This is a genomic window from Adlercreutzia equolifaciens, from assembly GCF_029076695.1.
Classification (GTDB): Bacteria; Actinomycetota; Coriobacteriia; order Coriobacteriales; family Eggerthellaceae; genus Adlercreutzia; species Adlercreutzia equolifaciens_A.
Window position 1 is genome coordinate 83,597 of record NZ_JARFIK010000001.1, and the last position, 14,490, is coordinate 98,086.

General features: G+C 60.9%; 7 protein-coding genes. All 7 read right to left on the bottom strand.

The window, feature by feature from the left end; genetic code table 11:
• Window positions 1-22: 22 nt before the first annotated feature.
• The 7 genes from PZH32_RS00350 to PZH32_RS00380 all read right to left on the bottom strand — a co-directional run bounded on the left by PZH32_RS00350 (window position 23) and on the right by PZH32_RS00380 (window position 14,304).
• A complete protein-coding gene (locus PZH32_RS00350; RefSeq protein ID WP_275205646.1) occupies window positions 23-1,615 on the bottom strand; it encodes a lysylphosphatidylglycerol synthase domain-containing protein in 1,593 nt (530 codons plus the stop codon).
• A gap of 158 nt (window positions 1,616-1,773) precedes the next feature.
• The gene (locus PZH32_RS00355) at window positions 1,774-6,288 is read right to left on the bottom strand and encodes a Spy0128 family protein (protein ID WP_275205647.1); all 4,515 of its coding nucleotides are present in this window, start codon (window positions 6,286-6,288) and stop codon (window positions 1,774-1,776) included.
• 14 nt (window positions 6,289-6,302) lie between these two features.
• Window positions 6,303-8,567, bottom strand: coding sequence for a MucBP domain-containing protein (locus PZH32_RS00360; RefSeq protein WP_275205648.1), 2,265 nt, complete (start codon window positions 8,565-8,567; stop codon window positions 6,303-6,305).
• Window positions 8,568-8,931: 364 nt separating this feature from the next.
• Window positions 8,932-10,941, bottom strand: a complete 2,010-nt coding sequence (locus tag PZH32_RS00365) for a Spy0128 family protein (protein ID WP_275205649.1) — start codon at window positions 10,939-10,941, stop codon at window positions 8,932-8,934.
• Between the two features lie 175 nt (window positions 10,942-11,116).
• Complete coding sequence (locus PZH32_RS00370) at window positions 11,117-12,289, bottom strand: ATP-grasp domain-containing protein (protein WP_275205650.1); 1,173 nt, start codon at window positions 12,287-12,289, stop codon at window positions 11,117-11,119.
• Window positions 12,290-12,339: 50 nt separating this feature from the next.
• On the bottom strand, window positions 12,340-12,843 hold the full coding sequence (locus PZH32_RS00375) for a DUF4430 domain-containing protein (protein WP_275205651.1): 504 nt from the start codon (window positions 12,841-12,843) through the stop codon (window positions 12,340-12,342).
• Between the two features lie 282 nt (window positions 12,844-13,125).
• A complete protein-coding gene (locus PZH32_RS00380; protein WP_275205652.1) occupies window positions 13,126-14,304 on the bottom strand; it encodes a phosphoribosylaminoimidazolecarboxamide formyltransferase in 1,179 nt (392 codons plus the stop codon).
• Window positions 14,305-14,490: the final 186 nt, after the last annotated feature.

Sequence of the window (14,490 nt, forward strand, 5' to 3'; positions counted from 1 at the left end):
ACCGGGCGGCGGGTGCACTCGATTACGCGTCCGTGTCGCGCTCTATGGGCAGCATACCTTGTTCGTGGGCCTTCTTACTCAGCGTTACGCCTTCTTCGGCCTGCTGTTCCCAACCTGTTTTCGTACGTAAATCTTGGCGCGCACCGCGACGGGCCTGGCGCCGCTGTTCCAGGCGGGCGCGGAGCGCATCGATGCGCTTGCGAGCATGGGCAAGGGCGTCGTTGGAGTAGCGCTCCAGCGAACCCAGCGAGAAGGGACGGTCGAAGGCCGCACGCTTGATGAACAGCCAAATGGCCAGCAAAATGCCGGCAATGCCTACGTGGATGGTGCCCTGGAACAGAAACTCGCTGCCCGCTATGAGCACCAGCAGGCACAGCGTGAAAGCCCACGCGGTACGGAAGCGCAGAATAAGTCCGACGGCGCATACCAAAAGCAGCATGGAGCCCACAATAAGCGGCGCTCCTACGAAAATGCTGCTCATATCGATCCACGAGGTGAGCATGGTGTAGGGGGCGAAGCTGCTGGGCATAAACGACAGGCCAATGTTCACCAAGCCGATGAGGGCCACCAGCGTTCCCGAAAGCCAGCCGATGTCCTTGTGCTTCTGCTCCTCGGACGCCGTTTTCTTGGAGGCGAAGAAGCCGGACTGCGACAGCAGCACGGCACCGATGCAGAAGGGCACCCAGAACATGATGCCGCGATACACCAGCGCAATGGCCGTAGCCGTGGCCAACGAGCAGCCCGAAGCCGTAAGAATGGCCGCAATGGCGGCTTCTACCACGCCAATGCCCTGAGGCGTGGGGCTCAAGATAACCGAGATGGCCGCCACGGCGAAGGCCGCCACCAGGGGCGCCACCGACTCGAACCCGAAGGCGAACCCGATGGCCACCAGCGTCATCATGTTGAGGATGGCCGACAGCGAGGCATAGGCCACGGTAACAAGCGTGCCCTGGGGGTTGTGGGCCAAAATATTGGCCGTGTTCTGGAACGAGTGAGCCATCTTGCGGCCCCAACCTGCGGGCAGCGCCTTGTGCACCACGCCGATGATCTTGTCGAGGACGCCCTGAAGGCCCACGAAAAAGCGGTAGAGCACCCGCGGCTTCTTGTGGCCGATGAAGAACAAGCTGGACAGCGCCAGCAGAGTGCCGGCTAGCACCACGGCGCCGGTGACGAACAAGAAGTTCACCTGACCCGCCACCAGCATGGTAATGAAGCCGATGGCCGAGATCACGAAGATGGCGGCGAAATAGCCGATCTGCGAAAGGATGGCGCCTCCCGTGGACTGGCCGGCATCGCAGCCCTCGCGATGGGCATCATCGATGATGAAGGCCACGCCCGTGGCGCCGGAAAACAAGCAGAAGGTATTGATGAACACCAGAGAGAAGATAAGGATGACGTTGTGCCAGAAACCCGTGCGATGGCCCACGGCGTCGAAGGCCGCATCGTAGGAGGCAGCCTGCACCAAATGGCGCGCCAGCATGAGGATAACCGCCAGCACCAAGGGCACCAAAGCCCCCGTGCGCAGCGTATCAATGAAGGAAGCCAGGTAGTCGGCGTTACCGATGAGAAAGCACGCGGCGACGATGCCCAGTATGAGCAGCAGGGCCTTCTTCAAAGGGCATCCTTTCCTTGCAAGCGCCACGGCGCAGCGCACTGACAACCTGCCTATTATACAACGGGGCGCGCCCGCTTACCGCGAACGCGCCCTAGAAGGCGAAAGCCTCCGTTTCCCTGAGGCCCTCAGAGAAGCCTGCCCGTTGTTTGCCTTAACTGCTACTTCCCTGCCTTGCGGCTGCGGCGCAAAGCGGCAATGGCCACGCCCAGGGCCGCCACGGCCAGCAGGCCCAAGCCGGTCAGCGGCAGCCAGTCGCCCGTCTTCGCCAGGTTGTCCACCGTTTTGCCGGTCTGGGGCACCTCGCGCACCGTCTCGCGCTCCTGGGTAATGACCTCCTCGGCATCAAACATAGTGTCGTAGAGGATGATGGTGGAGTCGCGCAGCTCGGCATTGCCGTTATCGGTGCCGCTGAGAATTTCCACGTTGCCGTAGTCGTCGATGACGAACTCGACGTCGTTCGCCTTCTGGTAGTTCTCCGGCGCCTTATCCTCGCGCAGAACATAGGTGACGCCCACATTGAGCAGTTTCTCCAACCGTTCGGGCGCAGCACCCGACACCCAGGTGGTGACGACCTGGCCGCTATCCTTTTCGACGATGGACAGCTCGGCGCCCTCCACCCACTCGTGGGTACGCGTGTCCAGCTTGTTGAACTCCACCAGCGTGGCCTCGTCGAACACGCCGCCTTCGTACTCGTAAGTGAACAGAAGCGCGCCGTCGTCGGTGTACTCGGGGTGCGACTCCGTTACCGGTGTGGGTTCGGTGGGCGTGGCGGTTTCCGTCGAGTCTTCGCCCGCGGAGCCCTCGGAGGCGCCAGACGCCTCTTCGTCAGCCGGAGCGGGGACGCTCTCGCCGGACGCATCCTCGGAGGCCTCGGGCGCCTCAACGACCAGCGTCCCAAGCGCCACCGCTTCCGTGGCCGCCGCTTCCGCGCCCGCCAGGGCAAGCTTCGTGTCGGTGTACTTCATGGTGTAGGTGGCAAAGCCCGTGGCCTCGTCCGTGGAAACCTCCACGTAGAAGTAGGGGCTGCGGAACTCGCTGACCGTATGCCCCGCCGGAGCCGCCTGCTCTTTGAAGTAGTAGAGCTCACCGGCATTCAGGTTCACGTCCTCGAAGTAGATCCAGCCCTCAGCATCCGAGGTAGCGCTGGCCAGCAGCACGTCGCCCTGCTCGGCCTCGTTGACCATATACAGCCCGTAGGTGGCGCCCTCCAGGCCCTCGCTGCGGTCGAGCACGCTGGTCTTGCGCACCTTCAGGTCCATGGGCTTGGCCTTGTTGGTGATGGTGGGGTGCCAGTCCATATTCAGCAGCGGGAAATCGGCCGCCGTGGGCACCCAGTTCTCATCCTTGTTCTCCCAGCCGGTGTACTGATCCTTGTAGCGCACGTTCTGACCTTGATCGTTCAGGTAGCCATAAAACATATCGGTGCAGATGAGCTGCCCCGTGGCCTGATCCAGCTCGATCACCGCCGTGAACGTAATCACCTGGTCGCTGTAGGCAATGGAGGGATCCTTGCGGTAGTCAGTGTCCTCGATGACGCGATACTGGTAGGTGCCCGGCGCGGTGAACAGCAGGCAGCACGGATCCAGACCGTCGGCGGCCAAGTTGTTCGCCTTGTCGAAGTCCACCATGCCGAACTCGTCGTTGGTGGTGGCGGAAATTTCCGGACCGGACGTGTTGGACCAGTCGTCCTTCTCCATCACCTGAATAAGTTTGAAGCGGAACTCGTCAGCCTTGATGGCGCGCCCATCAAGCTGCTTGATCACCTTCGGGTCCACCAGGCACTGCTGCTCCACGGGCTCGCCGCTCATGGCATTCACGCCATAGCCGTACAAGCTGAACGCCATGGCGGTGTCGGAGTTGTAGAACTGCGCGGGAGCTGCTGCATCCTCAAGCGGCGTTAAGGACGTTGCCGACATCGAAGGTGCGTAGTAGCTGTTCTTTACTGTTGCCACTAGGGATTCTTTATCCTCGGACTTCGTCACTTCAATGTGGAACACATAGACCGTGGGGTCTTGGCCGCCAGCCTCGCTCATCACATACCAATGATCGCCGGTATCCGTGTACTCGATTTTCTCGAAGTCTACGGAAGAGGCAATGCCTCCGCCGAAATCGCTCGCCACTCCGCTCGACACCAGATCTCCGCCCTCAAGCTTCACCTGAGCGATGTCCTCTACGGGAGCAATCTCTGCTACCGAGAAGGAGAAGGTGGTTTCCGCAGAGACGGCACCATAGTACTGCTTGACCGCAGCCGGTTGCCACGAGCCCCTAACGTTCAGAGTATTGACGATGGGCCTGTCCGCAACGGGCGTTCCGTCGATTTCCAGGCTGCCCTCAACAAGGTTCGGCGTGACCGTGATGGTTTTCGTAGCAGCTGCGTTATCGACCACCTTCTGCGCGGTCGGACGAATCTCGAACGTCACCCTATGCGTCTCGCCATCGTAGGCCACGTTTCCCTGCTCCTCGGGCACAATCTCCTTGAGGACGAGCTCAACCTTAATCGCTGTTTCGCCGTCCCACGTTTCAGGATCGCGGACGGGAAGATACGAGGAAATATCGATCTGCTCGAAGACCACACGACCCGAAGCATCGGTCTTCGCTTCGATCGCTGCACTGCCGTCGGCATTGCCCGGCACGATCACATGGCCGTCAATCCCCGACAGCTCAAAGGTATAGGTGCGGTCTTTGAGGGACAAGCTGTCGCCCAGAGAGGACACGAGGTTTTTCTGAATCTCAAGACTCACCGACTCGTGCCTGACGACTGGCGTGAGTTTCACCACATTACCCATCGTGATGGCGCCATTGTCGACCTTTTCGCCATCGACTTTGATCCAAGTAATGACCGGCGTATGGTAGGTCACGTCAATAGTCGAGTTGGGATACTGGATCCTCTGCTCATCGTGGCGAACCGACAACTCAACCGTCACCGGACCTGCGTAGGTGATGGCGCTGTTCGTGCCCGCCACCTCTTCAATAGTCAACGTGCTCGTCTTCGTTTTCCCCGCCGCGCCAAGAAGGCCCTGCACCGCCTTGGGGGCATCGACAATGAAGGTAACGTTGCCGTCCGCATCGTTGCGTGCCTCCGCCAGCACCGCAGTGCCGCTCTTCAGCTGGAACGCAAACTCCCCACCTTGGAGCGGGACGATGTCTCCGTCGCTGTTCTTGAACTCTTTCTTGATCGTCAGAGAAAGCGGATTGTACTGATCCCCCTGGCCGACGTCGCCGATGAGGATGGTGCCGTTACACCCGATGCCTCCACCGTGAGTCGTACTTTTGTTGTCTTTGATGGTAACGGCGCGACCTGTAACCTTCTCGCTCGCCGGCTTGGTGTTGGTAAGACCGAGGGACTCGCCCGGAAGCACCAAAGACTCTCCATTACGGATGGTAATATCGCGCGCCGTGGTGCCGAAAGCACTCGATCCCGTGGCGCGCCCTTCCCACGTGACGGCGCGGTCACCATAGCCCGAAACGTAGCTCACATTCGTGCAGTAGAAGTCCTGAGCCTTGTCAGCCGTAAAACCCTTATCCTCACTTGCCCACTTGTCTCCTGCTGTGTAACTTTTACCGTTATAGGACACCGGTAGCTCATAAAGATACTTATTATTGGGCCAGGAGGCCATAAGCGCTGTATTCCCATAAAGAGCGAAACCCTCTTCAATCTTGCCAATGCCAATACTCGCATGAGGGCAGCCCGAAATGCCGCCACCAAGCCCCTGAGCCTCGTTCTGGGTGATCAGGGAAGAGGCCAACCGCAAGAAGCCCTTGCTCTCCACAAAAATGCCGCCCCCGCCCCAGTCAACCTTCGTTGCGGTATTGTTGTGCGAGATTTCTCCCCGGTCGATGGCGCATCCACCGTCGTACACCCATTTGCCGTCCTGCAGCTTGGTACCGCCAGCAACGTAGATACCGCCGCCCTCATGGGTGGTAGCCGTGTTGTATGTCACCGAGCCGTCCTCCATGGTGAAAGAGCAGCTGCGGTCGATGAAGATACCGCCACCGGCACCAGCGCTATTTTTTGTCACCGTTCCGCTTCGGAAGAGCAGCTTTGCCCCCTGGCCGTTGGCATCACGCTGAACAAGGATGCCACCACCGGCATAGTAGTCTGCAAATCCGTCAACGTCATTAAGCTGCGTGCCATGAGCTCCACCCGTGATAGTGAGCGATCCCTCGACCACCAACGTGCTGCCGCCACCGTTGACATGGATGATGGTGCCGTGAGTGCCCTTACCGTCGATAACGCCCGTGCCGCACAGAGTAAGCCGCGCTCCTCCGCTCACAACGATGTTTCCCTCCAGACAGCCATTGACCTCAAGAAGATAATCATCGGACCCGGTGTAGGTGAACATGCCCTCTCTCGTCTCACCAGCCTCGATCACCGTGCTCGACGCATTGCGCGTCGACAGCACGTAGCCCACAGCATCAGCCGTGCCTTTTGCTACCGGGCGTTCAACGGTCGGCGTCTCAGTGCCGGACGACGCCTCAGGACCGTCGCTCGACGCAGACCCTGCGCCTACGTCCGACGGCTCTTCCGTGAAGGTCGTCTCCTCGGGTGCCGTTGTTGTCTCGCCGTCGCCGTAGGCGGGCTGGACTTGGGGCATGAGGGTGACCACCAGCAAGATGGTCAGGACAATGCCCAGGAAACGCTTGAAAGTTCTGTTGTTGATCAACGTAGCCATTTCGTCCCCCTCCCCTAGGCCTCGGCCGATTCGTCCGCGGGCTTCTTCTTGCGCCAGCGCAGCCACAGGAATAGAGCCGCCCCCAGGGCCGCCAGCGCCGCAACGCTGAAGGCGATGCCGGCAAGGGTGTTGACACCTAACTCGCTGCCGGGCTCAGCACCAGCGGAAAGCGGGTTCTCGTTGTCCTCAATGACGCGCTCGTCACCCGTAGTCTGACCCTCCATGGTGGCCAGCGGCGTGGCCTCATCGCCGATGACGGCCGTGCCATCGCCGGCGCCCACACCCAAATCCACGGCCGTGGCAGCCGCGCCCTCCCCTTCAGCCACCACGGTGGTAGTCGGGGCCGCCGTGATGACCGTGGTGCCCGGCACGGTTACCACGCGCTCGGTATCGATAATCTGCACGCGCTGCACCGTCACGTTGGCGTTCAACTCGTCGTTCACGTCGCGGTAGTAAATGGTGTAAGTGCGCGTCGGCGTGAAGTACGCATGGCGAATAGCCGTCTCCTGACCATTCAGGCGCACGTACTCGTTGCCATCCAAGGTGAAGCGCTCCTCGCCGAGGATTTCCACATAATCGGTCATCTCGGGGTCGATGGTGATGGTCTGGGTCTTCAGCACCTGGCTATTGGCAATATTGAGATACTGCACCGTGATGTCATAGGCATCCCCGGGCACGTAATCCTCGGGCACGTAGTACACGTACTGCAGCAAATCCACGCCTTCCTGCAAGTTCTCCCACAGGTAGGTGATGGGCTTCGCTCCCGACCAGGGCACATAGGTCACGCCGTCGATCACCTTGTTGGCCGGCGTGTAGGTAACCTCCTCCTTGGTGGAGTCGGGCGTGACGGTGATCTTCTGGCGGCCCAGCTCGGTGCCCGTGGAGCCGTCCACCTCCACCACAGTCAGCGCCACGGTCTTGTCGGCCTCATGGTCCTGATATACCGCGGTCAGAACGCGCTTGCCACCCTCTTCGCCGAAGGCACCCGCATAGGCCTGGTCGGCGATGTTGCCGTCAAGCTCGATAACGGGCTTCGTGGCGTTCCAGGGATTGGCGGCCGCAGCTCGCTCGGCCGACTGCGGTTCAATGTCTGCCGTTGGACGATCGGCCTGGACGCGGTCGAGGGTGTAGTAATTGATGCCCGAGGCCTTCTTCATCGAGAAGGTGTCGGGCAGGGTGTACTGGTAGCCGCGACCCTTGACCACCACGTCGTCGCTCCACAACTGCTTGCCGTCCTGGTCGACGTAGTTGATGGTCACCTCGTAGGCATTGGCCGCCGCATCCGCTACCTCAATCACGTGCACCACCTTCGTGGCGCTGGTGGGCGTGAGCACTACCGTCGTGCCCGTCAGGCTGGCGATAACGCGGTAGTACTTCCCGTCCTCGAAAAACGACTTCTCGAAGGTAGCGATGGTCTCGCCCTGGGGTGCCACGGAAACCGAATCGGTACGCACGATAACGCCCTCGGTATCGACGTAGTTGATGGCGCCGGACAGCGCGCCTGCCGGCACCTGCTCGTAGGTCACCACATAGGCTCCCGTCGCATCGTCCAGAACCGCATCGGACCCGTTCTGAGCCCGAACCAGCTGGTAGGTCACACGCTCGGCTCCCTCAGCCACATTGGTGTAGTACAGGGTGCCGGCGCCCACGTTGGCGCGGTGCGTCTCAGGAACCAGCTGGTCTCCTACCCGCGTCTTGCCCTCGACGCGGGTGCCCATGAGCTGATAGCTTTCCGTACCATCGGCTTTGACCAGGCGGGCGAACACCGGATAGACGGTACCCTCGTAGAGCACGCGGCCCTCGCGAGCGGCATCATGGACCGTAAGGGCATAGGTGCCCGGCGTCGGCATGGTGCCAAAGGCATCCGCCACCGTCATGGGGCTGGCGGCGTCCTTTTGGCCCATCTGAAGTCCAATGATATGGGAGATCTCCTGGCCCTCGCCCACATAGTCGGGGGCATTCGCGCCCTCCGCACCGGCCGCGGGGATAGCATAGGCCTGGCGCTGGAACAGAGGCGTCCCATTCTTGCTCAGATCGAGGTACACCGTCGCGCCCGCGCCGTTCTCGGCGCGCAGCAGCTCCCAACCTTCGGCGGTGGGCTCCATGAAGTCCACGCCCGCTATCGAAAGACTTGTCCCTTCAGTCCCGTTTGTCTCATTTGCTTCGCTTTCACCACGGGCCAGGGCGGTGCCCGGCGCCCCCAACAGGCTTACGGCGCACAAGAGCGAAAGCACGACGGCAAAAGCCATGTTCATGCTGCGTTTTAGTCCAGCTCGCATGCGTCCTCCTTCTTTTGACTCTCAAGCTCTCTCGAGCCGCTTCCAGCGACTCTCTTCCTCGGTTTTGAGGGTGTTTTCCAACGTCATCTTGACGATGTTTTGCCTGGTCGTCAACGGAATTTAAACCGCTTAGGACCGCCCTTTGAACGCAGCGATTCAAACCTATTTTTTAGAGTCATCTATAAGTGAATAACTGTTTTTTAAAAGAAAAAATGCCCCGATCTTGCCATTTAAGCAAGATCGGGGCACGTAAGATAAACCTGAGTAAAAGAATAAAGTTTTTGTTCTAAATCATGAGCAAATAGTCAGCGTTAACGTTTCGTTACTTTTCAAGGCTTATCTTCTCCGACTAATTAACTTACCTTTACTGGCGGCGCTTTCGCGCAATGATCAGCACAATTACGCATGCCGCCGCCAGCACGGCAAGGGCAATCATGCCCACCGCAAGGGTGTCGCCCGTTTGCGCGAACGGCTTTGTCGCCAGCGAGATATTCGTCTTGTCGGTGCTATCCTTGTCGTCGGATGTCGCGTCGCTGGCCGTCTGATCATTCGTCGAGCCGGCATCCGCACCCTCATGAGAAGGCGTCGTCTCGATAGTCGTCGTGTCCTGGCCGCCTTCAGGCTTTACCGCGGCTCCACTTCCACCCGCGCTGTTGTCGCCGTGATTCGGCTCGTCATCGGGGGTACCGGCAATATCGGCTCCAGGACCGGTGCCAGGGGTCGAGCCTTCGTCCGTGTCGTCGGGAGTCGTGGCACCCGCGTCACCGCCAGCACTGTCTTGGTCGCCGCCAGTCGAGCCATCGCCGTCAGCCCCTGAACCGTGATCGGGCACCGTGGGCTGATCGGGGGTTTCCGGCGTTTCGCCATCACCGGCGTCACCACCCCCTTCCGAGCCCTCGGTGTCCGTCGGAGGAGTCGTCGCCCCTGGCTGGTCACTGCTGCCAGGCCTATCCGGCGTGGTGGGCTGTGAAGAGTCGCCAGGCTTGTCGGGCGTGGAGGGGGTCCCGACACCGCTGTCCGATCCGCCCGTATCCGGCTTATCGGGCGTGGTAGCGCCCGGCGTGTCGGGAGTGGTAGCGCCGGGCACATCGGGGGTAGAGCCCTCGTCCTTCACCACTTTGTTGTCCCATACCAAAGGCGACGGCGTGGCATCCAAGCTCACGTCGGTCCACTGATTGCTGTCGGCGGCCTTTTTGCGCACCGCCGTCACCGAGGCGTCCAGCGTGCCATCGGCCCCCTCGGTCACCTGCACGGTCACCGTGTAGGCCGTCCCATCAAGCTGCACCTGCGCGGCATCGGACTTCGCCGCCGCCTGCTGCGACACGGCGAAATAGTACGTGCCCGCCTTGTCGAACACCGCATCGCGAATAACGGGGACCGTGGCTCCCTGAGCTCCGCCCACGCCGGCCGAGCAAGCCACCTGCTGGTCGTCGATGAGCGAGCCGGTCTCCGTCACCTCATGAACATCGAAGTTGAACTCGCCGGCCGCAATAGCCTCGCCCTCCAAGAACACCAGACCGTCATAGTCGCTCAGAAGTGCGCCGGAGAAGGTGTTGCGGAAGCCCACCCCCAGGCCCGGAGCAGAACGCACCGGCACCTTGTCGAAGGTGGCGTCGCCTAACGGAATGACGGCAACCGAGGAGGAGCGGTCCTCATTGACGGTTTCATAGGCATAGAGATACAGGTGCTTGACGCAGTCATCGTAGGTCACGCCCTGGTACACATAGCGGCCTTGGGCGTCTTTCGTCACGCCCTCAAGCAGCTGGCCGTCTGCATCCCTCGGCGGCTGCTCCACGATGTTGTAGCAAAACACAATGCCCAAATGACGGCTGGTTGCCGTTTCCCCCAGCGCTGCACCGCCAATGGTAATAGAGGGGAAGGTCACCGCGCCGTCGGCGGCATTGACCACCGTGGACGGGTCGGGCTCTGGCTGCAAGTTGTTCGGATAGTAATCGAATCCGCTATAGGCAACCAGGTGGTATTTTTCCTCGGCCGTCATGGTGTCCGACTTCAGCTGCTTGGGCAGGTCAGAGCCTGCGGGCACCTTGTAGGCCCCGGCCTCCGTGATAGCGAAGGTGAACTCCCCTGCCTTGAGCGGTCGCCCCTCAAGGTACTTCTTGCCGGCAATAGTGAACGTGGCCGGCTTGATGGCGCTGCTTGGCGTCACCTTGCTCTGAAGCGGCAGCTGATTCTTGCCTGGAAGCTGATCGGGAGGATCGTCGGAAGTCTTGGCCGTCGATACTTCGTTGCTGGCCGTCGACGATCCCTCGTCGGCAAAGGCCGTGGCCGTCGAGAGCGACCAGGCTCCCGCCGTCATCACCAGAACAATGGCCACCAAACCGGCCAACCACCACAAAACTGATTTCATTCGCATAGCGCGTGCCTCTGACATATCGACCCCCTCGCACCTCAATCAGCCGCTTTTGCAGCGACTTCATCAGGAAAATCATAAGTCGAAGCGTCAAAGATAAAGCCCCCGCCCGCAATCTGTTCGTCCGGGGTGGGGGCTTCGTCATCATGGCGTTGGAATGATCGCAGCGCGAAACCAGCTACGCAACAAACTCCATCAGGTCGCTGCGCAGCAGGAAGTCGCGCTCTTGGGCGCCCTTGCCCTCCGCATCGGTTTCCAGGAATAAAAAGCCATAGAAGCCCACGGTTTGGGCATCGAAGGGCAGATAGGCCAGCACCTGGCTGAACCGATCGCAGAGCGCCTGCCCGTCGAAGGGACGGTCAAGATCGACCTGGGGCGCTGGGTTGAGCAGCGACATGGAAAACACCTTGCCCGGATGGGCACCGTAAAGGGCTTCCAGGTCAACCGACTGATCCTCGAGAAAGGCCTCGCAGGTGCGCAGGCCCACGCCGTAATAGGCCACATCGGTGCCACCCAAACCGGCAAACCGCAACGGGTTGAACTCGATAGGAGCAATGACGTCGCCGTCCACGCGCAACTCCACGTGCACGGGAATACTGCGCGCACCCACCACGGCATTCACCTGGTCGAGCCATGCCGTGAAACGCGGCTCCCAGGTTTTGACGATGGCCTCATCGGTAAGGTACAGACGGTCGGATGTGTCCTCAGGCCCGGCGAAATCGTGGCGAAGAATATTCAGGATATGAGCCTTTCCCGCTTCGTCGAAATAGGCATCAAGCGCGTATTCCGTGCCTGAAAGGTACTCTTCGAGAACGTAGATGCCACCTCCCACCACGCTTTCCGGATAACGGCGATGCCAATCGTTCTCGTGGCGAGCGATATCGGCCACCGCGTTGGCCCAGTCGTCACGCTCTTCGATAACGTAGACGCCCATGGAGCAGAAGCCCACGGCCGGTTTCAACACCACCGGCAAGGGCAGATCGTCCACGTTGATGGCATCGAGCTCCTGACGGCTTACCGTGGCATAGAAGAGCCCGGGATTAAGCGGTGCCAGCTTCTCGCGCATGGCCGCCTTGTCCTTGAAAAGCTCAATGGCACCGGTCAGCGTCGGGTTGTCCACGTGCTCCAAAATCCAGGCCAGGGCGTTCTCGGAATTCGTGTAGACACGCTCCCCCGCCTCCAAGCGGCGGATTACCTCCGCCTCATCGACCAGATTAAGCGGCGTCAGGCCCTGAGCCGCAAGGCCCTCGGAAGACTGACGGGCAAACGCGTTCTGCAGCACCGGATGCTGCGAGGCGGAAAGCCACTGCAACTGAACGGGCGAAACATAGGGCTCATCAAGAATAACCATGGAAACCTCCTGGAAAGACAGGCCTGAGCACTTCGACGCGACGGGTCGCGCTAGCCGACGTAGAAGCTCCAGGTGACCGTATCGCCCTCGGCCAGAACGCACTCGTCGCAGCTTACCGTGACCTGCTCGTCGTTAACGGTGTACACCCAGCCGCTAGCAGACCCCTCGGAGCCGTTCTCCACGCCGTTGATGGAGGTGACAAACTTGCCATAGTCGCCGTCCTCGTCCTGCACCGTAGCGCCACTGGCCTTCAGGGCATCATAGGCGGTGCCGTTCTGGGGGATGGTCACGTTGGTCACGCTGCTTTCAGCCATACCGTTGTCGGGCATGTCGATGGCCACCGTCACGTTGATAGCGTCAGCTTCAGGCGCCTGCTGATCTTGCTGCTGATTCTGTTGCTCGGTGGTGGCCGCCTGACCGTTGTCAGCCGTTGCCGCCGCGTCATCTGCCGTATTGCTTGCGCAGCCCGATGCCGTCAGGGCAAACGTCAGGGCCAGGGCCAGAAGGGCCACCAGCCACTGGGGACGGGCCTTTGTCAGATCGAACTTGTTCATAGTTGTTCCTTTCCATCCAGGGCTCTTGTTTCTCGGCTCGGTATTCCGACTTCGCAGCGAGAAGACGGCACGGCCAACGGCCATGCGTCGTGACACCGCCTTACGGTTCCTGGCAGAGCGCGGGATTTGCACCCGCATTCCCCGAGACCTTACGGCACCGCCCCCATGGCGGCCCGAGGAGCCATAACACAACAGGCCCATTATGACGCAAAACGGCCGCCCCCAAAGGGACGGCCGCAGCTTGCAACCAAAATGAGACGCCGCAGGACGAGCGGAACCTCCCTAGTGGTGGAAGAGGCGCATGCCCGTAAACGCCATGGCGATGCCGTATTTGTTGGCCACCTCGATGACGTTGTCGTCGCGGATGGAGCCGCCGGGCTCGGCGATGTACTCGACGCCGGACTTGCGAGCGCGCTCCACGTTGTCGCCGAAGGGGAAGAAGGCGTCGGAGCCCACGGTCACGCCGGACAGCTGCGCAACCCACTCCTTCTTCTCTTCGCGAGTCAGCGGCTCGGGGCGCTCGGTGAACACGCGCTGCCACTCGCCGTCGCGCAGCACGTCTTCCCATTCATCGGACACATACACGTCGATGGCGTTATCGCGGTCGGGACGGCGGATGCCCTCGGCGAAAGGCAGACCCAGCACCTTCGGATGCTGGCGCAGCCACCAGGTATCGGCCTTGTTGCCCGCCAGACGCGTGCAGTGAATGCGGCTCTGCTGGCCGGCGCCCACGCCGATAGCCTGGCCGTCCTTCACGTAGCACACCGAATTGCTCTGCGTGTACTTCAGCGTGATCAGCGCCACGATCATGTCGATCTTCGCCGCCGCCGGGATCTCCTTGTTCTCAGTGACCACGTTGGCCAGCAGCTCCTCGTTGATTTCGAAGTTATTGCGGCCCTGCTCGAAGGTGATGCCGAACACGTCCTTCAGCTCGGCCTCGGCCGGCACGTAGTCCGGATCAATCTGCACCACGTTGAAGCTACCCTTGCGCTTGGTCTTCAGAATCTCCAGCGCCTCATCGGTGTAGCCCGGAGCAATAATGCCGTCGGACACCTCTTTGGCCAGATAGCAAGCCACGTCGGCATCGCACACGTCCGACAGCGCCGCCCAGTCGCCGTAGGAGCACAGGCGGTCGGCGCCGCGAGCGCGAATGTAAGCGCAAGCGATAGGAGACAGCTCGCCTTCCTGCTCCACGAAGTACATAGCGCGATCAGTCTCCGACAGCGGATGGCCCACAGCCGCTCCGGCAGGGCTCACGTGCTTGAAGGACGCCGCCGCCGGCAGCCCCGTGGCCTCTTTCAGCTCTTTCACCAACTGCCAGGAGTTGAAGGCGTCCAGGAAGTTGATATAGCCCGGCTTGCCGTTCAGTACCTGGATGGGCAGGTCACTGCCGTCCTTCATGAAGATGCGCGACGGCTTCTGGTTCGGGTTGCAACCGTACTTGAGTTCCAGTTCGTTCATGGTTCTCCTTAGTCGTTAGTCCTCGGGGGCGGGCTACGGGGTGGGGCTCAGTCGCTCAAACAGTCCTCGCTCGGCGAAACAGCCCACTGGGCTGTTTCGTTCGCTGCGGAACTCGCTTGGTGAGCACCACCCCGTATCCCTTTGCGCTCCCACATTGCAGAAATTTGGCTCAACTCTTGCTGAATG